The following is a 23,599-nucleotide window of genomic DNA, read 5'->3' on the forward strand; positions in this document are numbered from 1 at the left end:
GATCAGACATGTTACCGCTCGATTTTCGAACCGTGAATCACGCCGCTGGACGGAAATCAATGGGTCCTGACCCTAAGCGATCACCTGGACTATTGCCTGTATGTTTTGCCCAATTGCCGTCTTTGCGGCATAATTTTGGACATGATGCGACTATTTTTTGTCTTCTGTCTAGAGTTGGAATAGCACGGCAAGCGCTGAAACGGGGAGATTTGTGCCCGTTTGGCCGCAGAAATTAAAATTTTAGGGAAATTTGTAGCGTTTTTGCGCCAGTTCTTAGCGAAAGGTTAACGTGGGGCTGCGGCGCCGCGCCGCGGAAGAGCTGCGCTCGTGGTGCAGCGTGAAGGAGAAGATGCCCGATGTCGGATGGGTTGAATGACTATCGCCAGCTTGCAATTGGCTTGAACGTGGATGCGCTGGCGCTGGTGCCGGGGCCGAATTTCACCCGGGCGCTGGGGCAGGGGTTCATGAGCCATGAACGCCCCTTTGTTCTGGTGATCCCCGCCGAGGCGCCGCCGGTGGCGATTGTTCCGAACCTGGAACTGGGCTCCTGGGAGCAGGTGGGCTTTGCCGGTGCTGTCTTTGATTGGCGCGATCAGGACGGGTACGCGGCGGCCTTTGCCGCGCTGGCATCGCATCTGCCAATGCAGCGCCTGGCTGTCGAAGGGCAGGTCATGCGGGTTTTCGTGCATCACGCGCTGAAACAGGCGATGCCGGATCTGGAAATCCTGGACGCGGAGCGCGAGATTTCCGGCCTGCGGATGATCAAGACAGCGGCGGATATCGCGGCACTTGAGGCGGCCATCACCCTGTCGGAGCGTGCCCTGGCGCATGTGCTGGACGGGGTGCGTGTCGGGCAGAGTGAAAAGGAGGTCGAGGCCGCCCTGATCCAGGCCTTGTTTGCACAAGGGGCCGATGATCTGGCTTTCTCGCCCATTGTGGCTGCCGGGGACAATTCTGCGCGCCCACATGCCCATGCGCGCGCGGGCTACCGCATTCAGCCGGGCGACGCGCTGCTGTTTGATTTTGGCGCGCGCAAAGACGGGTTCTGCGCCGATATCACCCGCACCGTCTTTGTCGGTGACGTCAGCGAGGAGGGCCGTGCGGTCTATGACACTGTCCTGCGCGCCAATCTGGCCGGGCTCGAGGTCACCCGCGCCGGGGTGACGGCCCATCAGATCGACGATGTGGTGACGGGGGTGCTGGAGGCGTCCCCCTATGCCGACCGGATCCGCACCAAGACAGGGCACGGGCTGGGCCGCGATGTGCATGAGGCGCCCTATATCATGCGGGGCAATCACCAGGTGCTGCCTGCAGGCACGGTCTACACCAACGAGCCGGGACTCTACGCCCCGGGCAAGTTCGGGGTTCGGATCGAAGACGACGTGCTGATCACCGAAGAGGGCTGCCGGAGCCTGACCACCTTTCCAAAAGAGCTGATGATCGTCGGCTAGGTCCGGGTGGAAGATCGCAGCTGTTCTTGGAGGGACGCCTTGGCGTCCTGAATATGCGCCTGGGTCAGGCGGGCGGCCTCCTCGGCGTCGCCCGCCACGCAGGCGGCTAGGATCGCGCGGTGCTCCTCGGTGCTGCGGTTCACGCCGCCGCTCAAGACCAGCTGCGCCCGCAGGTATCGGTCGATCCGGTCGATGGCGTTCTCGATCACCTGGATGTGGTAGGGCATCCCGCTGGCACTATAGAGTACTCCATGGAACTTGCGGTTGAGCTCGCCCCAGAGCATGGGATCGTCGGTGGCCGCAAAGCGGTCCAGATAGTCCTGTGCCTGATCAAAGATATCGGAGGTCATCTTGGGCACGGCTGCCCGGATCACATCGGATTCCAGCCGGGTCCGGAGGTCGAAGACTTCGCCAGCCTCCTGCATCGACAGGGTCGCAACCACGGCGCCCTTGTAGCGCTGGGCCTTGACCAGACCCTGCTGTTCCAGCCGGTTCAGCGCCTCGCGCACCGGAAAACGGGAGGTGTTGAAGGCCTTGGCGATTTCCTCCTGCCGCAGCGGCGCGCCATCGCGCAGCTCGCCTTCGATGATGGCCTTGCGCAGGGCCTCGACGATGATGGTCGCGGCACTTTCGCGGTTGGAGATATCGGGGACCTGAAGTTGCAAGCTTCTGCCTTTCGCACCAAGGGGAACCGGCTTTCCTATATATATCTATAGTGAGGAGGGCAAAGAGGCGATGCAGGAATTGGCCACTGAATGAATATGCGCCGCAGGCTTTGGACCTGCGGCGCTGTGCTTGTTGCAGTCTGGGGTCAAAACTGACCTTAGAATTCCACCACGGCGCGGATCGACTTGCCCTCGTGCATCAGCTCGAAACCCTCGTTGATCTGATCAAGCGTCAGCTTGTGGGTAATCATCGGGTCGATCTCGATCTTGCCGTCCATGTACCAGTCCACGATCTTGGGCACATCGGTCCGGCCCGAGGCGCCGCCGAAGGCAGTGCCGCGCCAGCTGCGCCCGGTGACCAGCTGGAAGGGGCGGGTGGAGATTTCGGCCCCGGCCGGTGCCACGCCGATGATGATGCTTTCACCCCAGCCCTTGTGCGCGGCTTCCAGCGCGGTGCGCATCACCTGCACATTGCCGGTGGCGTCAAAGGTGTAATCGGCGCCGCCGCCGGTCAGTTCGACCAGATGCGCCACCAGATCGCCGTCGACCTCGGCGGGGTTCACGAAGTCGGTCATGCCGAAATGCTTGGCCATCTCAACCTTGCCGGGGTTGAGGTCCACGCCGACGATCTGATCGGCGCCTGCAAGCTTCAGCCCCTGGATCACATTGAGGCCGATACCGCCGAGACCGAAGACGATGGCGGTGGAGCCGATTTCGACCTTGGCGGTGTTGATCACCGCACCGATGCCGGTGGTGACGCCGCAGCCGATATAGCAGATCTTGTCAAAGGGCGCGTCCTTGCGCACCTTGGCCAGCGCGATTTCCGGCACCACGGTGTGGTTGGCGAAGGTGGAGCAGCCCATGTAGTGGTGGATGGGCGTGCCATCCAGCATCGAGAACCGCGTGGTGCCATCGGGCAGAAGGCCCTGGCCTTGCGTCGCGCGGATCGACTGGCAGAGGTTGGTCTTGGGGTTGAGGCAGTATTCGCATTCGCGGCACTCGGGCGTGTAGAGTGGGATCACGTGATCGCCCACTTCCAGGCTGGTGACGCCTTCGCCGACCTCGATCACCACGCCGGCGCCCTCGTGACCCAGGATCGCCGGGAAGATGCCCTCGGGGTCGTCGCCCGAGCGGGTGAATTCATCGGTGTGGCACAGGCCGGTCGCCTTGATTTCCACCAGGACTTCGCCTGCCTTGGGGCCTTCGAGGTTCACCTCCATGATTTCAAGCGGTTTGCCGGGGGCTAGGGCAACGGCGGCGCGGGTGCGGATCATCTGTGGTTTCCTTCGCTTCTGTCTGCTGGCCCTGTGACGGCCAGTTGCGTGGCAGGATTTAAAATGTGCTGCCTGTTCTTTTCATTGCGGACCAGTCGGCCCGGCTTGTGCCAGCGTGGCATGGGCCACTGCGGGGCGCAAGCATCCCTCGCAACTCTATTCCGGTCTGATGGCAGGCTGCGGTTCAATTCCGGCTGAAACGGGTCTGTCTCCGCCATCAATGGGGGGCGAAAAGGGGGAATGAAAAAATGTTACCGGCCTGCCCTTGACCTTCCCTTGACTGGAAGGTCCATATCCAACGTCACTGGAGAAATAACCCAAGAGTCTCAAATGGCACATGACACGGAAATCGCGCTTCAGATCACTGGCTTGAACTGCGCCGGATGCGCGGGGCGGGCCGAGCGGGCCCTGGCGGGCGTTGCAGGGGTCACATCCGCATCGGTCAACCTGGCGACGGCCAAGGGCCAGGTCAGCGCGTCGTCGGATCTACCGCTGTCGGATCTGACCGAGGCCTTGGTGCGCGCCGGTTATCCGGCGGCGCAAAGCACGGTCACCTTGCAGATCGAAGGGCTGAGCTGCGCCTCCTGCGTGGGACGGGTCGAAGCGGCTCTGAGGGCCGTGCCCGGGGTTCTGGCCGCGGATGTGAACCTCGCGGCAGAGCGGGCCGAGGTCACCTATCTGACCGGCGCCACCCGCGGTGCCGATCTGGCCCGTGCCGCGACGGCAGCGGGCTATCCGGCGCGGTTGCGCGGCCAGGGCATGGACGAGGCCGCAGAGGACAGCCAACGCAAGGCGGATGAGATCCGCAGCCTGGGCCGCGAGGTTCTGATCGCCGCCGCCCTGGCACTGCCGGTCTTCGTGATCGAAATGGGCGGCCACATGATCCCAGGGGTGCACCTGTGAGTGATGGATGTGATCGGTCACCAGCAAAGCTATTACCTGCAATTCCTGCTGACCACGCTGGTTCTGATCGGCCCCGGTCTGCAGTTTTACCGCAAGGGGTTTCCGGCCTTGCTGCGCGGGGCGCCCGACATGAATTCTCTGGTCGCGCTGGGCACAGCGGCGGCCTATGTGTTCTCGGTGATCTCGACCTTCCTGCCGCAGATTTTGCCCCAAGGCACGGCCAACGTCTATTACGAGGCGGCTGCGGTGATCGTGGTGCTGATCCTGACGGGCCGCTATCTGGAGGCCCGCGCCAAGGGACGTACCGGGGCGGCGATCAAGGCGCTGATCGGGTTGCAGCCGAAGACTGCCCTTGTGGTCAGTGGCGGCGAGGCGGTGGAAACCGCGGTGGATGACATCGCGCCGGGCGACCTTATCCGTCTGCGCCCCGGTGAGCGGGTCGCGGTGGATGGCGAGGTGGTCTCGGGCACGTCCTATCTTGATGAAAGCATGATCACCGGAGAACCCGTCCCGGTGCAGAAATCCAGCGGTGATCCGGTGACGGCGGGCACGATCAATGGCAATGGCCCGCTTGAGTTCCGCGCCACCAAGGTCGGCGGCGAGACGGTCCTGGCGCAGATCATCCGCATGGTGGAACAGGCGCAGGGCGCCAAGCTGCCGGTGCAGGGCATGGTCGATCGCATCACGCTGTGGTTCGTCCCGGCAGTGATGGGTGTGGCGGCGCTGACGGTGCTGGTCTGGTCCGTCTTCGGCCCGTCGCCTGCCTTGCCCTTTGCGCTTGTGGCGGGGGTTTCCGTCCTGATCATCGCCTGCCCCTGCCCCTGCGCCATGGGTCTGGCGACGCCCACCTCGATCATGGTGGGCATCGGCCGCGCCGCGCAGATGGGTATTCTGTTCCGCAAGGGCGATGCGCTGCAGCGGCTGGAAGAGGTGCGCGTGGTTGCCTTGGATAAGACCGGCACCCTGACCGAAGGCCGCCCGGCCTTGCGCGATGTGATCTGCGCTGACGGGGTCACCCGCGAAGAGGTGCTGCGGCTTGTGGCGGCGGCCGAAGCCTCTTCCGAGCACCCCATCGCCCGCGCATTGGTTGCGGCTGCGGGCAAGGGCATTCCTGAGGCAGAAAGCGTCGAGGCCATTCCGGGTTTTGGTCTCAAAGCCCGGGTGGAGGGGCGTGAGGTGCTGATCGGTGCCGCCCGCCTGATGCAGCGAGAAGGCGTCGAGATCACCGCTCTGGACGGGCAGGCCAAGGCACTGGCCGCACGCGGCGAGACCGTGTTCTTTGCCGCGCTGGACGGCCAGGCCGCAGCGTTGATCTCGGTCGCGGATCCGGTGAAAGAGGGGAGTGCCGAGGCGATCCGTGCGCTGCATGCCGAAGGTCTGAAGGTCGCCATGATCAGTGGCGATGGCGCGGCGACGGCACATGCGGTGGCCGCCGATCTCGGCATCGACCTGGTGGTGGCCGACTGCCTGCCGGGGGACAAGGTCGCGGCCCTGGACAAGCTGCGCGTAGATCATGGCGCGCTGGCCTTTGTCGGCGACGGCATCAACGATGCGCCTGCGCTGGCGGCGGCGGATGTGGGGCTGGCGATTGGCACCGGCACCGATGTGGCGATCGAGGCAGCGGATGTGGTGCTGGTCTCGGGCGATCTGCGCGGCGTGGTGAATGCGCTGACCGCAAGCCGTGCCACCCTGCGCAATATCCGTCAGAACCTGTTCTGGGCCTTCGGATATAACGTGCTGTTGGTTCCGGTGGCGGCGGGCGTGCTCTATCCCTTTGGCGGGCCGATGCTGTCGCCGGTGCTGGCGGCGGGGGCGATGGCCTGCTCCAGCGTCTTCGTGCTCAGCAATGCGCTGCGTCTTTACGGGTTGAAGCCGACCATGGGCAGAGCCACAGCCGTTGCCGGTGCTGCAGATCCGGTTGGCGGCAAGGAGGTGACCGCATGAACATCGGTGATGTGGCGAGGCGTTCCGGCCTGCCTGCCAAGACCATCCGCTACTACGAGGATATCGGCCTCATCAAACCTCATCGCAGCGCCAATGGCTATCGCTGCTTTGAGGAGGCGGACCTGCATAAGCTGGCCTTCCTGGGCCGGGCCCGCGCCCTGGGGTTCAGCATCGAGGACTGTCGCCTGCTGATGGCGCTCTATGAGGATGAAAGCCGCGCCAGCGCCGATGTGAAGCAGCTGGCGCAGGAGCACCTTGGCAAGATCGAGGCCAAGATTGCCGACCTTCAGGCGATGCGCGATACGCTGACCGAGCTGGTCCAGTGCTGCGCCGGGGACAACCGACCGGACTGCCCGATCCTGAAGGATCTGTCCGGTGAGCTGTGCGGGGGTGCCGGGGCGCAGGGCAGGGAGGGGGAATAGCCCCGCCCGTGACTCGTTTGCGTCAGCCGTAGATCGGGTTTGCCATCGGATTGGACCAGGCGCGCTTGCCCGCGCGGTCGACCACCGTCACGCGCAGCCAGGGGCTGTTCTTGAGCCGTTCCAGCGGGATCCGCGCCTGGGTCAGCGCGGCGCCATGCGCGATCGCCGTTGCCGAACCATGGCCCTGAACCAGTACCGTGGTTGCAGCAGAACAGCTCACATCGACATGGCCGTCATTGAGGGCAACAGCCTTCAGATCCGGGCCCTGCGAGGCGTAGAAATGCCCGGCCTTCAGCGCCTCCAGCAGCAGGTCGGGCTCGTTGGCTTCGGCCTTGACCATGACCCAGCCGCCAAAGTGGTCGGGGCCTTTGAAGTGGGCGTCATCGGTGGCAATCAGGCTCAGATCCTGCCCGTCCGACAGCAGCAGATCGGCCATATGGCCCCCTTCGCCGCGATCGGTGCCGACGGCGCAGGTGTGGTTGTAGATCTCAACCGCATGGGCGGCGTCGATGCCGCGCGCATCGGCCGGCGTCATGCCCGACCAATGCGGATGGGCAATGGCGACAAAGGCCCCGGCATCGCGGGCGCGCCGGGCGATCTCCGGGCCGGTTTCCTGTCCCTCGACGGGGTGAAAGTCGGGGGAATGCGAGGGCGCGAAATCCGAAGGCAGGCCGACGGCAAGGATATGCCACAGCTCGCCGTTCTCCATGGCACCGGAATGCAGTTCGGCCCCAAGGAGGGTGGTGAACACCTCGTCCCGAAAGGAGGTCGTGTCGGTGATCGGATAGTCGAAACGGCCAACGAAATGATCGGTCAGCGCAATGAAGTCATAGCCTTCCGCCTTGTAGCGGCGGCAGACCTCGCCTGGATCCAGCACACCGTCGGACCGGTTTGAATGGCAATGCAGATTGCCACGATAGAATGCGCCGGGGGCGGCAAAGGCGGGGTGCAGCATGGGGATCTCCTGTCCGTGTTTCCCGGCCAGTAGCTGCTTTTGATGATGGTTCTGTGACAGGTGAAGCGGGCCACCCGGGGGCAGAGATCACAGCCTGTGAGAGTGGAGGAGATCACGCGCGGCGAGGGGCTGTCGCTGACGCGGGGTCAGGCAGCGCCGAGGGAGGAGCGGCTCGAAACAGCCCCGCCGCGCGCAGCATCTACCTAGTCTTCCCTGCATGAACCGCAAGGGAGAAAGGCTCAAAATGACGTAACGGCCCGCCCCGAAATCGGAGCAGGCCGTTACATATGCTTGTGTTCGGCCAGTATGGCCAGTGAACTCAGCCAGGTCAGTTCGGCCAATCAGGCCGGGCGCAGGTCCAGGATCTCACGCGCCTGCTGCCATGTGGCGACGGGACGCTCGTATTTCTCGCAGAGCTCGACCGCGCGTTTGACCAGCGCCGCGTTCGACGGCGCCTTGGTGTTGCGGTCCAGGCGCAGGTTGTCCTCAAGTCCGGTGCGGGTGTGACCGCCTGCAGCAATGGCCCATTCATTGAGCACGATCTGACCCGGTCCGATCCCTGCACCGCACCATTCGGCATCGGGGGCAAGGCGCTTCACCGTCTGGACGTAGAAATCGAAGGTCTCCTTGTCCACCGGCATCGCGTTCTTCACGCCCATGACGAATTGCACATAGAGCTTGCCGGGAATGGCACCTTCACGGCTCATCTTCACCGCCTGGTGAATATGGCTGAGATCGAAGGCCTCGATCTCGGGCTTCACCTCATAGCTGCGCATTTCCGAGGCGAGCCAATCGACCAGATCCGGCGGGTTCTCGTAGACGCGGGTGGGGAAGTTGTTCGACCCCACCGAGAGCGACGCCATATCGGGGCGCAGGGACAGCATGCCACCGCGCTCCTTGTCGGCGCCGGAGCGGCCGCCGGTCGACAGCTGCACGATCATGCCGGGGCAATGCTTGTTCAGACCTTCCAGGAGGCGGCCAAATTTTTCCGGGTCCGAGGTCGGCGTCTGATCGTCATTGCGCACGTGGCAATGGGCAATCGTCGCGCCCGCCTCGAAGGCCTCCTGGGTGCTTTCGATCTGCTCTTCGATGGTGATCGGCACCGCCGGGTTGTGTTCCTTGCGCGGCACCGAGCCGGTGATCGCCACGCAGATGATGCAGGGTTTGCTCAACGCTGTTGCTCCTCAGATGTCGAAGAATACGGTTTCATCTTCACCTTGCAGGCAAATGTCAAAACGATAAACCGTCTGACCATCCCGTTCGCTGCGCTTGGCGATCAAAGTTTCGCGACGTTTCTCCCATTCGATCACGTTGATGATCGGGTCAGAGGCATTGGCCTCGGCTTCATCTTCGAAATAAAGACGGGTGTTGAGGCCGATGTTGATGCCGCGCGCAACGATCCAGAGATTGATATGCGGCGCCATCATCTGGCCGTTGCGGCCCATCACCGGGCCGGGCTTCACGGTCTCGAACGCCCATTCGCCGGTTTCGAAATCGGTGATCACACGGCCCCAGCCGCGGAAACCTTCCTCGACCTCACCGCCATGTTCGGGATGCGCGTAGACACCGGCAGAATTGGCCTGCCAGGCCTCCAGCAGCACGTCCTTCACCGGCGATCCGATGCCGTCGATGACAAGACCTTCGACCCGGATCCGCTCACCTGCGGCGTTGGGGCCCGCGATGTCCTGACCCAGTTCCTGATCGTAGATCTGGAAACCGGCGGCACCCGGTGCCAGGCCGATATGGACGTAGGGACCAGCGGTTTGCGAAGGGGTTTCCTTCAGGTAATCAAGCTGTTGTGGCATCAGTTCCCCTCCAGGCGGTTTTCGAACAGGGTCGAGCGGCGGCCGCGCAGCACGATGTCGAACTTATAGGCAATGGTATCCAGCGGGATGGTCGCGTTCATATCAAGGCGCGCGATCAGCTGCTCGATGGCGTCGGGGTCCGGGATGGTTGCGACAATCGGGCAGCTCTTGATCAGCGGGTCGCCCTCGAAATAGAGCTGGGTGATCAGCCGCTGGGCAAAGGCGGAGCCAAAGACCGAGACGTGGATATGCGCCGGGCGCCAATCGTTGACCCAGTTGCGCCAAGGGTAGGCTCCCGGTTTCACGGTGCGGAAGTAGTAGTAGCCGTTTTCATCCGTGATGGTCCGCCCGCAGCCGCCGAAGTTCGGGTCGATCGGCGCCAGATAGGTGTCCTTCTTGTGGCGATAGCGACCACCTGCGTTGGCCTGCCAGATCTCCACCAGCGTATTGGGCACCGGGCGGGCGTTTTCATCCAGCACCCGGCCATGCACGATGATGCGCTCGCCAATCGGGCTTTCGCCGGGCTGGGCGTAGTTCGAGATCAGATCGTTGTCGGTGGGGGCAAGGTCATTGTGACCAAAGCGCGGGCCGGTGATCTCGCTCGGCGTGTTCTCAAGGCTGATCAGCGAGAACTTGGGCGAGCGCGCCACCGAGGTCTTGTAATCCTTGGCGTAGGCGGGCGGGTGCCAGCGGCGGTCGCGCTGGTAGTATTCCGCCATGTTCTGATTGGGTTTGGTCATGGTGGTTTTCCTCCTCAGGCCTTGGTCGCTTGGGATGCGGCTTCGGCATCCATCTCGGCGTAGGTTTGTTTCGCCAGTTTCAGCGCATGGTTGGCGCGGGGCACGCCCGCATAGATCGCCACATGCTGAAAGGCTTCGATCACATCCTGGCGGCTGGCGCCGGTGCGGGCGGTGGCGCGGATGTGCATCGGGATTTCCTCGAAATTACCCATTGCCGCCAGAAGCGCCAGCGTCAGCATCGACCGTTCGCGGCGGCTGATCCCGTCGGAGGCCCAGACAGTGCCCCAGGCGCCTTCGGTGATCAGGGTCTGAAAGGCCTCGTCCAGCTCGGTCTTGGCGGCTTCGGCGCGGTCCACATGGGCATCGCCCAGCACGGATCGGCGCACGCTCATGCCTTGGTCAAAGCGGCTCTCGCTCATCCCGTCCTCCTCGTTTGATCTGCAGAGACTATCACATATCAAAATAGGTCTGTATAATGCCATGAGTTGGATATTTTCATACCGGATATGATATGCGTTTATCTGCCCAGCTGAAGCTGCGCCACCTGGAGGTTTTCGTCGAGGTGGCCCGGCAGGAAAGCGTCACCCAGGCCGCCGAGGCGCTGGGCATGACCCAGCCTGCCGTGACCCGCACCCTGCGCGAGTTGGAGGGCGTGGTGGGCAAACCGCTGGTGGAGCGGCACGGGCGCGGCATTCGCCTCTCGGCCTATGGGGAGATGTTTCGCGATCATGCCGGGCGCAGCCTGGCGCTGGCCCGCGACGGGGTGGCGATGTTGCAGGGGTTGGACGCGGCCGAAGGGCCACGGGTCGCCATCGGGGCGCTGCCAACCGTGTCTGCCACGGTGGTGCCGGATGCGCTGGCGCAGCTGCGGGCCGAGGGCAGCCACAGCCGCTTTTCGGTGGTGTCGGGTGACAACCGCTACCTGCTGGATCAGCTCAGGCGGGGCAATCTGGATGTGGTGGTGGGCCGACTGCCCGCACCGGATCACATGGTGGGGCTGGATTTCGATCCTCTGTTTCGTGAACGCGTGGTGGCGGTTGTGGCGCGGGATCACCCGCTTGCCGGGGCAGGGCCGCTGCCCGCAGAGGCCTTTGACAGCTATCCGGTGCTGATGCCTTCGGAAGGATCGATCATCCGCCCCCTGGTGGAGCGCATGTTCCTGGAGCAGGGGCTGACGGTGCCACGTTTTCCGATCGAGACGGTCTCTGCCACCTTCGGGCGCCGCTTCACGCTGTGCCATCAGGCGATCTGGATCATCAGCCACGGGGTTGTGCGGGCTGACCTAGAAGAGGAGGTCCTGGCGCTTTTGCCGCTCAATACCGACAGCACCCTTGGCCCCGTGGGGCTGTGTATCCGCAGCGAACATCAGCTTTCGGCGGCGGCAGCGCGTTTCTGTTCCGCGCTGAGGGGGATCTGCGAAGGCTAGGGAGCTGGCTTTCAGGCGCGCAGGCTGGCAAGAGCCATATCGGCCAGATCATCCGCCACGGTGTTGCGAAAGCTCTCCTCGTTGCCCCGCCCCGGTTGATACCAGAAGACCGGTGAGTTCAGCGTCAGCATCAGCCCCGCAACCGTGATCCGCAGGGTGCGACCGGCAAAGGTGCCCTGTGCCATTCCGCGCGAGACCTGCGTCGCGAACAATTCGGTATACTGCCGCTGTTCGGCACGCACCTGGGCCAGCAGCCCCTGTTCGGCTGCTTTCGACGGGGTCTTGCCGCGGGCGCCGGTGAAAGTCTGGAGAATCACCTTGTGGTAGGGCAGGGAGCGCAGCACCTCCAGCACATGCGCCCGCGCCATGCGCCGCAGGCAGATTTCGGGGGCGAGGGAATCGTCGATGACCTCATGCACGGCCTCATAGGTAAACCGTGCTGCCCGGAGTTGAACTGCCGCCAGCAATGCGCCCTTCGAGGGAAAATGGTGATATATCCGTCCCTTGGTCGATCCCAGGCTGGCCGCGATATCATCGATCGAGGCCGCATTGGCCCCCAGTGTCATGAAACAAAGGGCTGCCGCATCCAGGATTTCGCTTTTTGAGGCGCTGATTTGCTCTAGCATGTTGCAAGGCCTGTTGTTGTTTCACTCGTGTCAAAGCGGCTGGCCGAGCCTGCTGTCCGTCCCCTGTGACGGCCACACACCGGCAAAAATCGGGGGGCGCACATTAGGACGGCACTTGCTCAAAAAACAGCCGCTTTTTGCCATTCTGACGCTGGGTCTTACCAATTGACAGAGGAAAAACATACTCAGTAGTCTGTTTTGGACGCCAGAGGGTTGCGCCGCTTGAGGAGGCACCGCGCAAACCCAGTAAAATAGGCGCATTCGCCCGGCAATGTTCGGGTCAGAAACCGTCCATTCCGGGCGGGGGGAGGAAATTTTGGAAGTATTGCAGCTCCTGGTCAGCGGGCTTGCGAATGGCTGTGTCTACGGCCTGATCGCGCTCGGCTTCGTGCTGATCTACAAGGCCACAGAGGCGGTCAATTTCGCCCAGGGCGATTTCATGATGCTGGGGGCCTTTGTGACCCTTGGCCTCACCAATGCAGAGTATTTGGATCTGCCGTTCTGGATCGCGGCGCCGCTGGCGATCACGATCATGGCGGTTCTGGGATACCTGCTGGATTTCTTCATCCTGCGGCACCTGTTCGGGCAGAGTCAGACCGCAGTGGTCATCCTGACCATCGCGCTGGGCTTTGTGTTGCGCTTCGTCGCCGGGCTGATCTGGGGGCATGAGCCGCAGACGCTCGAAAGCCCCTTGGCACTGGGGGATGTGCAGCTGGGCGGCGTGGTGCTGGGCATGGCCGACGTGGCCGTGATCGTGGTGACCTTCCTGCTCACATGGTCGCTCTACCAGTTCTTCCAGCGCACCAAGCTGGGGCTGGCGATGCAGGCGGCCAGCCAGAACCAGATGGCGGCCTATTTCATGGGTATTCCGGTGCGCTGGGTGCAGGGGTTGATCTGGGGCCTGGCCGGGGCCACGGCGGCTGTGGCCGGGATCCTGTTTGCCTCCAAGGGCGCCATTGATCCGAATGCGGGTCTGTTGGGCATCAAGGCCTTTGCGGCGGCGGTCATCGGTGGCTTCGGCTCGCTTCCGGGCGCGCTTGCAGGTGGTCTCATCGTTGGTGTGATCGAACCCTTCGCGGCGCGCTACCTTGCGGCCGGCTACTCGCAGATCGCGCCCTATGCGCTGCTCCTCGCGGTGCTGGTGTTCCGCCCGCACGGGCTGTTCAGCCAGGTCCGAGTGAAGAAGGTCTGATCGCATGCGTATTCATTTCAAAACCACCTACGAACAGGACATCCGCCTGTTTCCCGATCTGTGGACAGCCTGCGTTTATGGCGCGCTGATCCTGCTGGCCTTTGCCCTGCCGTATCTGATCAACGAGTTCTATATCGGTGAGGTCACCAACGTCTTGATCTGGGCCATCGCCGGGCTGGGTCTGATGCTGCTGACCGGTCAGACCGGCCAGGCCAGCCTCGGCCATGCGGCCTTTCTCGCCATCGGCTGCTACACCAACACGATCCTGATCGAGCAGGGGCTGCCCTTTATCGTGGCCTTCCCGCTGGCGGGGATCATCACCGGCGTCGTCGGTGCCATCATCGCCATTCCGGCGCTGCGGCTGCATGGGATCTACCTGGCGATTGCGACTATCGCCCTGTCGATCCTGGCCGATGACATCATCGTGCTGCTGGAGCCCTGGACCGGCGGTGTCTCTGGCAAGTTCCCGGAAATGATCACCGTCTTCGGGTTGGAGATCGAGCGCTGGACCATGCCGACACGCTTCTACTACCTGGTTCTGGTCGTCACCATCATCTGCACGCTGTTCTACCGCAACCTGCTGCGCTCGCCCCTGGGCCGTGCCTTTGCGGCGGTGCGCGACAGTGAGGTCTCGGCCACCGCCATGGGCGTTCACATCGCTCGCACCAAGGCAACCGCCTTTGGCCTTTCCTGCATGATCACCGGCTGGGCCGGGGCCTTGATGGGCTACTATGCGGGCACCTTCAACAACGAGACCTTCTCGATCGTGATCTCCATCACCCTGTTGATGATGATCGTGATTGGCGGGCTGGGCTCCATCCATGGTGCCTTCTTTGGCGCGGTCGTGGTGGCCTTCCTGCCGCAGGGCCTGTCGATCCTGAAGGATGGTCTGATCGGCGGCGGCGTTGCCATTCCGGGTCTGGAAACGGGCGTCTTCGGGATGATCCTGATCCTGTTCATCCTGTTCGAACCCATGGGCATCTATGGCCGCTGGCTGAAGATCCGCATCTGGTTCGAGCTGTTCCCATTCGCGCGCAAGGACATGTTCCGCCGCCAGAAATCCTACCTGAAGACGGAGCGGTTGAGATGAGCCTTCTGGAAATCAAGAATGCCACGCTGAAATTCGGCGGGGTGGTGGCCGTGAACGATCTGTCCTTCTCGGTCGAAGAGGGCGAGGTCTATGCCATCGTCGGGCCGAACGGGGCCGGTAAATCCACCGTCTTCAACCTGATATCGCGCTTTTACGAACCTTTCGCGGGGCAGTTTACCTTCGACGGGCAGAACCTTCTGGACCGTGCGCCGGACGAGGTTGCCGATCTCGGCATCGCGCGTACCTTCCAGAACATCGAACTGTTCGAACATGCCACCGTGTTGCAGAACCTTCTGGTGGGGCGCCATCGCCATCGCAAGTCCACGCTGATCGAAGAGCTGTTCTTTGCGCCCCGCGTGCGCGCCGAGGAGCACCGCCACCGCGAGGCGGTGGAAGAGGTGATCGATTTCCTCGATCTGCAGCCCTACCGCAACAAGATGATCGCGGGCCTGCCTTACGGGGTGCGCAAGGTTGTGGAGCTGGGACGGGCTTTGGCCTCGGGGCCGCGGCTTTTGCTGCTGGACGAACCCGCATCGGGCCTGTCGGTGGAAGAAACGCAAGACATGCGCTGGTGGATCGATGACATCCGCAAACAGATGGGGATCACGGTATTGATGGTCGAACATGACATGGGGCTGGTGTCGGGCGTGTCCGACAGGGTTCTGGCCCTGGCCGATGGCGCGAAACTGGCCGAGGGCACCCCGGCAGAGGTGCAATCCAACCCGGCCGTGATCGAGGCCTATCTTGGTGCGGGGGCGGTCTGATGGGAGAGCCTTTGCTGGAAATCAAGAACCTCGAGAGCTTCTACGGGCCGATCATGGCGATCCGGGGCGTGTCGCTGAAGGTGGACAAGGGGCAGATCGTCACCGTTCTGGGCGCCAATGGCGCCGGGAAATCCACGCTGCTGAAGACGATCTCGGGCATCATGGACCCGGAAAAGGGTGAGGTGCTGTTCGGCGGTACGCCCATTCAGGGCGAAGAGCCGCATAAGATCGTCAGCCGCGGCATCGTGCATGTGCCCGAAGGGCGCGAGGTCTTCCCGCTATTGACGGTGAACGAGAATCTCAGCCTTGGCGCCTACACGCGCTCGGACAAAGCCGAGATCGAACGCGACCGGGAAATGGTGTTCGACTATTTCCCGATCTTGGCGGAACGGCGCGATCAGGAGGCGGGCACGCTGTCGGGTGGCCAGCAGCAGATGCTGGCGATCGGGCGCGGATTGATGCTGCGGCCCAAGATCATGCTGCTGGATGAGCCGAGCCTGGGTCTGTCGCCGCTCCTGGTGCAGGAGATCTTTGCCATCCTGCGCAGGCTCAATGCGGAAGAACATGTGACCATGATGCTGGTGGAACAGAATGCCCGCATCGCGCTGGACCTGGCCGATGTCGGCTATGTGATGGAGATCGGCCGCATCGTGATGGACGGCACCGCCGACCGGCTGATGCAGTCCGAGGATATCCAGTCCTTCTACCTGGGCCACCAGGAAGAAGGTCAGCGCGGCGAGAAGCGCTGGAAACGCAAGAAGACCTGGCGATAAAGGGGGAAGGGATGAACATGCAAAACCTTGGACAGACCACACACCCGCAGGTCGTCATCAACGGTGTCTCCTTCAATGCCGAACCGGGACAGCGCCCGGTCGTCGTGGATGGCTGCGATACCATCACCAAACTGTTCCAGCAGCGCTGCGAGGCGCAGGGACAGCGCACCGCTCACCGCGAAAAGGACATGGGCATCTGGAAGGCCTATTCCTGGCAGGACTACTGGGACCATGCCAAATGGATCGGCCTTGGCCTGATGTCGCTGGGCCTCAAGCGCGGCGAGGTGGTGTCGATCCTCAGCGAAGACCGGCGTGAATGGCTTTATTCCGACATGGGCGTGCAGGGGGTCGGGGGCATTGCCTCCGGTGTCTACACCACAGACTCGTCTTCACAGCTGGCCTATCTGATCAATGACAGCGACAGTCGCTTCCTGTTCGTCGAAAACGACGAGCAGCTGGACAAGTATCTGGAGATCGCAGATCAGGTGCCGGGGCTGTCGAAGGTCATCATCTACGAACGTGAAGGCCTGCACGATCTCAACCACGATCAATGCCTGTTCATCGAGGATCTCTATGAGCTGGGCAAGGCCTATGAGGTCCGCCACCCGGGCGTCTACGAGGCAGAGATCGCCAAGACGCGGCCCGAGGATACGGCGCTGTTGATCTACACCTCGGGCACCACTGGCATGCCCAAGGGCGCGATGCTGAGCAACGAGAATATCCTGGCCTCGGTCGAGGCGGGCGCGCGGGCGCTGGAATTCACCGGCAATGACGAACAGCTCTGCTTCCTGCCGCTGTGCCATATTCTGGAGCGCAACGTGTCGGTCTATTTCCCGCTGGCCGCGACCAGCACGGTGAATTTTGCCGAAAGCCCGGAAACCGTGTTCGACAACATGCAGGAGGTGTCGCCTGCGACCTTCTTTGCGGTGCCGCGGGTGTGGGAAAAGGTCTATTCCCGCGTTCTGGTCCTGGCGCAGGAGGCGACCCCCATCGGGCGGCTGGCCTTCCACAAGGCGGTTCAGGCCGGGCGCAAACGGGCCGAATATGTGATGCATGGCAAGCCCGTGCCCTCGGGCGTGGCGGCCAATTATGCGATTTGGGACTTCCTGGTGCTGCGCAATCTGCGCCGGATGCTTGGCATGGACCGGATGCGCCGGGGCGGCACCGGGGCGGCGCCGATCTCGCCGGAGCTGCTGACCTGGTACTGGTCCATCGGTGTGCCACTGATCGAAGGCTACGGCATGACGGAAAACGCGGGCCTGTCCACGACCAATACATTCGTCTCCAATGCGCCGGGCACCGTTGGACCGGCTGTTCCCGGCGTCAAGCTGCGCATCGCCGAGGATGGCGAGATCCAGACCATGGGCCTGAACAACTTCCAGGGCTACTGGCGCAACAACGAAAAGACCGCCGAGACCTTTACCGAGGATGGCTGGCTGCGCACCGGCGACGTCGGGCGGCTGGATGACCGGGGCAACCTGACCATCACCGGCCGGATCAAGGACATCATCATCACCGCAGGCGGCAAGAACATCACCCCGGCCGAGATCGAAAGCCGGTTGAAGTTCAGCCACTATATCTCGGATGCGGTGGTGATTGGCGATGCGCGCAAATATCTCACCTGTCTGATCATGATCGATCAGGAAAATGTTGAGAAATTCGCGCAGGACCGCAAGATACCTTTCAGCGACTTTGCATCGCTCTGTGCCGCGGAGGAGGTGGTGCAGTTGATCGGGGCAGAGGTCGAAGCGGTCAACAAGGAGTTCGCGCGGGTCGAACAGATCAAGGATTTCCGCCTGATCAACGTTCTGCTCACCGCCGAGGACGACGAGCTGACCGCAACGATGAAGCTGAAGCGCAGTTTCGTGGAGAAGAAGCACAAGGCACTTATCGACGACATGTACTGACGGCGCGCATGCAAAAGGACGCCGAACGCATATCCAGGGAGGAAGCGAAAATGAAGAAACTGACATCCGCGCTCAAAGTGACCGCGATGGCGCTTGCGGGCGCAACCGCCGCTCAGGCCGAAACGCAAGGGGTTTCCGACACGGAAATCGTCATCGGTTCGGTCAACGATCTTAGCGGGATCTTTGCCGCGGTTGGTGTGCCGGCGGTCAATGGCGCCAACATGCGCTTTGATGAACTCAACGCCGCCGGCGGCGTGCACGGGCGCCAGATCAAGTTCGTGGTCGAGGACAACGGCTACCAGATCCCGCGCGCGATGCAGGGCTACAACAAGCTTTTGAACCGCGACAAGGCCTTTGCCATGCTGCTGTCGCTGGGCACGCCGATGAATGTGGCCGGCTTCAAGCTGATGGATCCCAAGGGCATCCCGAACCTCGGTCCGCTTTCGGCGGCGCGCCAGATGCTGCAAGATCCGATGGATAACAAATTCATTGGCTTTTCCAGCTATTATGATCAGGTGCAGGTGGGGGTGAAATACCTCGCAGGCGAGTTCGACGCCAAGGAAGTCTGCGCGATGTACATTCCTTCGGATTTCGGCAAGGAAATCCAGGAAAGCACCAAGGATATCACGGAAAGCCTTGGCCTGTCCTATGCGGCTGAAACCTCGCACAAGCCGGACGAGCTTGATTTCGTCGGCTCGCTCACCAAGCTGAAGTCGGCTGGCTGTGACGTGGTCACCATGGCGCTGGGTGTGCGTCAGGGCATCACCGTCGTCGGCACTGCCAAGAAGCTTGGCTGGACCGACGTGAAGTTCCTGAACACCTCCGCAGGCTTCCTTGACGTGGTTGCAGCGGTCCCGGGTGGTGTGACCGATGGTCTTTATGCAGCCTCCGGCTGGGTCAGCCTGGTTGCCCGCGCCGATGAACCGGTGCCGGCCGCCTTCATCAAGGCCTATGAAGAGAAGTTCGGCCAGCCCGCCGGTGGTTTTGCGATGCTGGGCTATTCTGCGGCTGACACGCTCATTCGCGCGGCAGAGGCGGCAGGCCGGGATCTGACCCACGAAAGCTTCATCAAGGGGATGGAGAGCCTGACCTATTTTGACGACCTGACCGACACCAATATCACCTATGCGGCGGATGATCACCGTGGCGCGGATGATATCGTGATCTCCATCGTCGAAAACGGCAAATGGAAAGAGCTGGCCCGCCAGTAAATCGCGGAAAATAGACGAAGACAGGGAAACCGGTGCGCTCTGGCGCGCCGGTTTTCTTTTTGCGACGAGCAATGCAGGCCAGGCAGTTTCGGTTTTACTTTACACGGTCTGCCCTGGGCCTATATAAATTCAGGGAAGTGAATGTAACGCTCTGAGCTTGATAGTCTCAGGACCGCGACATTCGCCAAGGCCACAACATGCGGGAGCGGTATGATCATGAAACGGCGGGACTTTCTGAAACAAGCCGGTGCCGGTGCTGCGCTGGCAGGGATCTACCCCGGACTGGGGACTGCCGTTTCTGCCGGAACCGGTCCTTTGACTATTGGCTCGATGACCGTTCAGACCCTGTCGGATGGCAATCTGCTTCTGCCCAAGGGATTTCTGTTCCCGGATCTGAGCGAGGAACAACTGGCACCGATCCTGACACGCCACGGGCTGACCAAGGATCCATTGGAGCCACCGCTCAACGTGACCCTGCTGCGCAGTGAGGATCATGTGGTGCTGTTTGATGCAGGCTCTGGGGCGGCCTTCCAGGACAGTGCCGGGGAACTGCCTGCGGCGCTGGATGCGGCAGGTCTCTCTCCCGAGGATGTGACACATGTCGTCTTCACCCATGGTCATCCGGACCATCTGTGGGGCGTCTTGGATGATTTCGACGACCCGCTGTTTGCCAATGCCGAACATATGATTGGACAGCAGGAGTGGGATTACTGGTTCGATGCCGGTCTGATCGATTCCATCGGGGATGAACGCGCGACGATGGCCGCTGGCGCATATCGCCGGATGGAGATCCTGGAAGATCAGATCACCCGTTTCAAGGATGGTGAGGAAATTCTGCCCGGCGTTGCGGCGCGGGCGACCTTCGGTCATACGCCGGGGCATATGTCCTTCGAGCTCCGTTCGGGCAGCGAGAGCGTGATGGTGTTGGGCGATGCCATCGGCAATCATCACGTGAGCTTTGCCGAACCGTCTTGGCATGTGGGGACAGACCACGATCCGCAGGTCGCTGCGGCCACACGGGTGAGGCTTCTTGACCAACTGGCACAGGAACAGACGCGCGTTATCGGCTATCATCTGCCCGACGGGGGCTTGGGACAGGTCGAGCGCAGCGGTGACAGTTACAGGTTTGTTCCGCTCTGACTTTTTGGCAGAACTTAATTTATAGTTTTGGAAGATTATGTCGCTCCGTGGTGTTCTTGGCGCCATTTAAGGATCATATTTAGACTTCAGGGGGAGGTCAGGCTGTTCGGCTTGGCGCTGCCCTGCATTTTGCTCAATCTTTGATTGCAAAACCATCAGCTTAAGGAGTTAATCAATCCATTAATTGTTTTCATTTTTTGAAAATATACGTTTTTACTACATCTTTGCGTAAAATTGCTGTAATTTGACCTTACGATCACGGTTGATTGGGTGAAATTATGAGTATTTCGATCAGGTTAAATCAGTTCGGCGCGTTTGGTGTGTTTCGTGCCGATGGGAGCAGTGTCCCCTTGGGGGCCAAGCACCAGGCGCTTCTTGCCTTATTGTCCACCTCGGGGTCCGGCATCAGGACGCGCGCCTTTCTCGAACACACCCTGTGGGGATTGGCTCAACCTGAACAGGCAAAAGCCAGCCTGCGCACGGCGCTCTCCACATTGAAGCGACATTTGGGGCCCGAGGCGGCCAAGGCCATTACGGCCAACCGCGAACGCGTGACCCTGGATCTCTCGCGGGTTCAGTTCATCGAACCGGAAGCCAACGCGGAATTCATGGAAGGGTTCGAACTGCCCCACGAAACCCGCTTTGAAAACTGGCTGGCGCAGATGCGGGCCGATTTCGAAGCCAAGCAGACCGACCACTACGAGGGCGCCAAGGCGCCGCAGGGCCGAGTGCTGCATGACGATCTTCTGCCGCCGATCGCGGTGCTCCCCTTTGTGCAACACACCCCGGGCGAGGATACCTCGCCGCTGGGATCCTTGTTGTCGGAGGAATTGTCCCGGTGCCTGGCGCGCAGCCAGGCCTTCACGGTGACCTCCTATCTGGCGTCTCGGCAGTTTGATCCGATCCGCATTCGTCCCTCCGAAGTGTCATCGGTGGCGGGGGTGAAATACCTGGTGTCCGGTGTCGTTCATGTGCGCGGTCAAAAGATGATCGCGGACATCGAATTGCACGATGCGGTGCGCGAAAAGGTGATCTGGTCCCGGAGTTTCGAAGGGCCTCTGGCGGATCTGATGACCGGCCAGAGCGAGGCGCTGCGCGATGCGACGCGTCAGATCGGCCAGACCCTGGTGGGGGAGGCGGTGCGCCTCGCGGGTTTCCGACCCTTGGCAAGCCTGGAGGGGCATACACTTCTCATGGCGGCGATCTCCCTGATGCAGGACATGAATCCGGCATCCTTTGAAAAGGCGCGCGAGATCCTGAACGTGCTTCTGGGGCGGGAACCCCGCCATCCGCTGGCGTTGACCTGGATGGGGTTCTGGCATGTGCTGAGGGTGCAGAAAGGCCTGTCGACCGACCGGCAGCTGGATACCCATCTGGCAAGCCAGTTGGCAGCCTCGGCACTGGACGCCGATCCGGCCTTCTCCCTTGCCCATACGTTGAAGGGGGTGATTTCCAGCCACTTGTTGTTCCACTTCGATCTGGCGCAAAACGAATACGACCTGGCCCTGAAGGACAACCCGAACGAGGCATTGGCGGTGCTGCTCAAAGGGGCCACGCGGGCCTATCAGGACCGACCGGAAGAGGCGGTCAAGCTGACCGATGCCGCCCGCCGCCTGTCTCCGCTCGGTCCGCAACGCTATTACTTCGATGCAGAATCCGCGATTGCCAACCTGACTGCGCGCAATTACGGCCGGGCCATCGAACTGGCTGATCGGTCGCTGCAGGCCAACGCCAGCTATCCAACCAGCCTGCGGGCCAAGGCGATTGCCCTCGAAATGTCCGGGCGCGGTGCCGAAGCGCGCGAGACGGTTCAGGATCTGCTCGCCGTGGCCCCCGCCTTCAGCCTGTCCAAATACCGCTCCGAATACCCGGGCGCTGTCGGCCGAGTGGGCGAAGAATGGGCGGATGCGTTGAAACGGGCTGGAGTACCCGACTAACCGCGGCTTTGGCAGTCTGTGGTTCATAAGCCGGGGCGCGAAACATCTTGCACCCAGGCGTTGCTTTGGCGTTCTCTGTGCGCGTTGCCCCGATGTGGGCTGAGGCAAAGAGAGAAGAGGGAGCGCCCCCATGAAAGCTGTCGTATATCGCGCCTTTGGAACCGCAGAGGATGTCCTGTCACTGGAAGCGCTGGCGTCCCCCAGCCTCGCCCCCGGAGAGGTGCGGGTCGAGCTTGCCTTTTCCGGGGTAAACCCGTCGGATGTGAAGGCGCGTGCAGGGGCGCGGGCAGGGGTGACGGAGCTGCCCTTCCCCGCGATTGTTCCGCATAGCGATGGCGCCGGGGTGATCCGCGAGGTGGGCGAGGGTGTGGATCCGGCGCGGATCGGCGAGCGTGTGTGGATCTGGAACGGGCAATGGCAGCGCGCCTTTGGCACCGCAGCAACCGAGATCTGCCTGCCGCAGGAACAGGCCGTCCCGCTGCCTGAGGGTGTCAGCCTGGAAACCGGCGCTGTCCTTGGCATACCGGGGCTGACCGCCTGTCATACGGTGTTCTCCGGCGGCGAGGTGGCGGGAAAGACGGTCCTCGTTCAGGGCGGGGCTGGAACGGTCGGCTTTCTGGCGGTGCAACTGGCCAAATGGGGCGGGGCACGGGTGATCGCCACCTGCGCCCCGGCCGCGATGGATCGTGTCCTTGCCGCAGGCGCCGATGTGGTGCTTGACTATGCGGCTTCGGATCTTGCCGAGCAGATCCTGGCGGCAAACCAGGGGCAGCCGGTCGATCTGATCGTCGAGGTGGAGTTCGGCGTCAATGCAGAGGTCGATACCACCGTCATCGCCCCCAATGGCCGGATCACCGCCTATGGATCCGCGAAGGCCATGCAACCGGTGCTGCCCTTCTACCCCTTGATGTTCAAGGCCGTGACTCTTGAGATGGCCCTGATCTATCTTTTGACCGCGCCGCAACGGCAGGCCACAGTGGCGCGCCTCACCCGCGCCCTGGAGGAGGGTGCCCTGTCTGTTCCGATCGAAAAGGTGTTCCCGATGGATCAAGCCGCCGCGGCCCACAAGGCGGTGGAAGGCGGCGCTCGCAGCGGTGCGGTACTGCTGCAAATCTCAGGGATCTCAATGAATTAACCCTTTCGAAACCGGAGGACGGTGCAAGGCAAAAAAACCTGTCCAGATTTTTTCAAAAACCCCTTGCGCCGCTTTCGAACTCGCTTTAGAAGGCCGTTCACCGATGGGGTGTAGCCAAGTGGTAAGGCAGCGGTTTTTGGTACCGTGTATCGTAGGTTCGAATCCTACCACCCCAGCCATCGGCTTTTTCCCAACAGAGTATGACGCCCGGTTGCTCAAGACAGCCAAACCGCCCCCGT

The 23,599-nt window shown here is 62.2% G+C and carries 20 protein-coding genes, 1 tRNA gene and 1 pseudogene; 14 read left to right on the plus strand and 8 right to left on the minus strand.

All coding sequences use genetic code 11. From position 1 onward, the window contains the following. The first annotated feature begins 356 nt into the window (after window positions 1–356). Window positions 357–1,451 (plus strand): M24 family metallopeptidase, encoded by a 1,095-nt coding sequence (locus PXK07_RS17540; protein ID WP_274849643.1) that lies wholly within the window; start codon window positions 357–359, stop codon window positions 1,449–1,451. On the opposite strand, the gene PXK07_RS17545 is transcribed toward PXK07_RS17540, so the two are convergent. Together PXK07_RS17545 and PXK07_RS17550 are read right to left on the minus strand one after the other, a co-directional pair. Beyond that, complete coding sequence (locus PXK07_RS17545; protein WP_274849644.1) at window positions 1,448–2,116, minus strand: GntR family transcriptional regulator; 669 nt, start codon at window positions 2,114–2,116, stop codon at window positions 1,448–1,450. The two genes, PXK07_RS17540 and PXK07_RS17545, sit on opposite strands and share 4 nt — an antisense overlap. Before the next feature lie 158 nt (window positions 2,117–2,274). Then, a complete protein-coding gene (locus tag PXK07_RS17550; RefSeq protein ID WP_274849645.1) occupies window positions 2,275–3,390 on the minus strand; it encodes an S-(hydroxymethyl)glutathione dehydrogenase/class III alcohol dehydrogenase in 1,116 nt (371 codons plus the stop codon). Window positions 3,391–3,720: 330 nt separating this feature from the next. Here PXK07_RS17550 and PXK07_RS17555 point away from each other — a divergent pair. Both PXK07_RS17555 and cueR read left to right on the plus strand, forming a co-directional pair. Next, window positions 3,721–6,237 (plus strand): annotated as a pseudogene (locus tag PXK07_RS17555) (heavy metal translocating P-type ATPase). Continuing rightward, a complete protein-coding gene (cueR, locus tag PXK07_RS17560; RefSeq protein WP_274849646.1) occupies window positions 6,234–6,659 on the plus strand; it encodes a Cu(I)-responsive transcriptional regulator in 426 nt (141 codons plus the stop codon). The pseudogene PXK07_RS17555 and the gene cueR overlap by 4 nt, the downstream one beginning before the upstream one ends. 22 nt (window positions 6,660–6,681) lie before the next feature. Here the strand turns inward: cueR and PXK07_RS17565 are convergent, their stop codons facing one another. The 5 genes from PXK07_RS17565 to pcaC form a co-directional block, all read right to left on the minus strand. After that, window positions 6,682–7,614, minus strand: a complete 933-nt coding sequence (locus tag PXK07_RS17565; RefSeq protein WP_274849647.1) for a CehA/McbA family metallohydrolase — start codon at window positions 7,612–7,614, stop codon at window positions 6,682–6,684. A 341-nt stretch (window positions 7,615–7,955) separates the two neighbouring features. Continuing rightward, entirely contained in the window at window positions 7,956–8,786 is an 831-nt protein-coding gene (locus tag PXK07_RS17570; RefSeq protein WP_274849648.1) for a 3-keto-5-aminohexanoate cleavage protein, read from the minus strand. Window positions 8,787–8,798: 12 nt separating this feature from the next. Continuing rightward, window positions 8,799–9,419: a protocatechuate 3,4-dioxygenase subunit alpha gene (gene pcaG, locus PXK07_RS17575; RefSeq protein WP_274849649.1), complete on the minus strand. Its 621-nt coding sequence runs from the start codon at window positions 9,417–9,419 to the stop codon at window positions 8,799–8,801. Continuing rightward, the gene (gene pcaH / locus PXK07_RS17580; RefSeq protein ID WP_274849650.1) at window positions 9,419–10,159 is read right to left on the minus strand and encodes a protocatechuate 3,4-dioxygenase subunit beta; all 741 of its coding nucleotides are present in this window, start codon (window positions 10,157–10,159) and stop codon (window positions 9,419–9,421) included. Before pcaH ends, pcaG begins: the two co-directional genes overlap by 1 nt. Window positions 10,160–10,173: 14 nt before the next feature. After that, on the minus strand, window positions 10,174–10,578 hold the full coding sequence (gene pcaC / locus PXK07_RS17585; RefSeq protein ID WP_274849651.1) for a 4-carboxymuconolactone decarboxylase: 405 nt from the start codon (window positions 10,576–10,578) through the stop codon (window positions 10,174–10,176). A 92-nt stretch (window positions 10,579–10,670) separates the two neighbouring features. Here pcaC and pcaQ point away from each other — a divergent pair, with 92 nt between their 5' ends. Next, the gene (gene pcaQ, locus PXK07_RS17590) at window positions 10,671–11,585 is read left to right on the plus strand and encodes a pca operon transcription factor PcaQ (RefSeq protein WP_274849652.1); all 915 of its coding nucleotides are present in this window, start codon (window positions 10,671–10,673) and stop codon (window positions 11,583–11,585) included. A gap of 11 nt (window positions 11,586–11,596) precedes the next feature. On the opposite strand, the gene PXK07_RS17595 is transcribed toward pcaQ, so the two are convergent. Beyond that, a complete protein-coding gene (locus PXK07_RS17595) occupies window positions 11,597–12,211 on the minus strand; it encodes a TetR/AcrR family transcriptional regulator (RefSeq protein WP_274849653.1) in 615 nt (204 codons plus the stop codon). A 316-nt stretch (window positions 12,212–12,527) separates the two neighbouring features. Here PXK07_RS17595 and PXK07_RS17600 point away from each other — a divergent pair, with 316 nt between their 5' ends. The 10 genes from PXK07_RS17600 to PXK07_RS17645 all read left to right on the plus strand — a co-directional run bounded on the left by PXK07_RS17600 (window position 12,528) and on the right by PXK07_RS17645 (window position 23,539). Next, a complete protein-coding gene (locus PXK07_RS17600) occupies window positions 12,528–13,403 on the plus strand; it encodes a branched-chain amino acid ABC transporter permease (RefSeq protein WP_274849654.1) in 876 nt (291 codons plus the stop codon). 4 nt (window positions 13,404–13,407) lie between these two features. Beyond that, window positions 13,408–14,493 (plus strand): branched-chain amino acid ABC transporter permease, encoded by a 1,086-nt coding sequence (locus tag PXK07_RS17605; protein WP_274849655.1) that lies wholly within the window; start codon window positions 13,408–13,410, stop codon window positions 14,491–14,493. Then, the gene (locus PXK07_RS17610) at window positions 14,490–15,257 is read left to right on the plus strand and encodes an ABC transporter ATP-binding protein (protein WP_274849656.1); all 768 of its coding nucleotides are present in this window, start codon (window positions 14,490–14,492) and stop codon (window positions 15,255–15,257) included. Before PXK07_RS17605 ends, PXK07_RS17610 begins: the two co-directional genes overlap by 4 nt. After that, window positions 15,257–16,030 (plus strand): ABC transporter ATP-binding protein, encoded by a 774-nt coding sequence (locus tag PXK07_RS17615; RefSeq protein WP_274849657.1) that lies wholly within the window; start codon window positions 15,257–15,259, stop codon window positions 16,028–16,030. The genes PXK07_RS17610 and PXK07_RS17615 overlap by 1 nt, the downstream gene beginning before the upstream one ends. An 11-nt stretch (window positions 16,031–16,041) precedes the next feature. Next, window positions 16,042–17,937, plus strand: a complete 1,896-nt coding sequence (locus PXK07_RS17620) for an AMP-dependent synthetase/ligase (RefSeq protein ID WP_274869798.1) — start codon at window positions 16,042–16,044, stop codon at window positions 17,935–17,937. Between the two features lie 50 nt (window positions 17,938–17,987). After that, the gene (locus PXK07_RS17625; protein ID WP_274849659.1) at window positions 17,988–19,148 is read left to right on the plus strand and encodes an ABC transporter substrate-binding protein; all 1,161 of its coding nucleotides are present in this window, start codon (window positions 17,988–17,990) and stop codon (window positions 19,146–19,148) included. Between the two features lie 210 nt (window positions 19,149–19,358). Then, window positions 19,359–20,288, plus strand: a complete 930-nt coding sequence (locus PXK07_RS17630; protein ID WP_274849660.1) for an MBL fold metallo-hydrolase — start codon at window positions 19,359–19,361, stop codon at window positions 20,286–20,288. 278 nt (window positions 20,289–20,566) lie between these two features. Then, window positions 20,567–22,225, plus strand: a complete 1,659-nt coding sequence (locus PXK07_RS17635) for a transcriptional regulator (protein WP_274849661.1) — start codon at window positions 20,567–20,569, stop codon at window positions 22,223–22,225. 130 nt (window positions 22,226–22,355) lie between these two features. Next, window positions 22,356–23,360 carry an NADPH:quinone reductase gene (locus PXK07_RS17640; protein WP_274849662.1) on the plus strand — a complete coding sequence of 335 codons (1,005 nt, stop codon included), beginning with the start codon at window positions 22,356–22,358 and terminating at the stop codon, window positions 23,358–23,360. Between the two features lie 104 nt (window positions 23,361–23,464). Continuing rightward, window positions 23,465–23,539: transfer RNA gene (locus PXK07_RS17645), tRNA-Gln, on the plus strand. The last annotated feature ends 60 nt before the right edge of the window (window positions 23,540–23,599 follow it).

This window comes from Phaeobacter sp. QD34_24, assembly GCF_028890115.1.
Classification (GTDB): domain Bacteria; phylum Pseudomonadota; class Alphaproteobacteria; order Rhodobacterales; family Rhodobacteraceae; genus Phycobacter.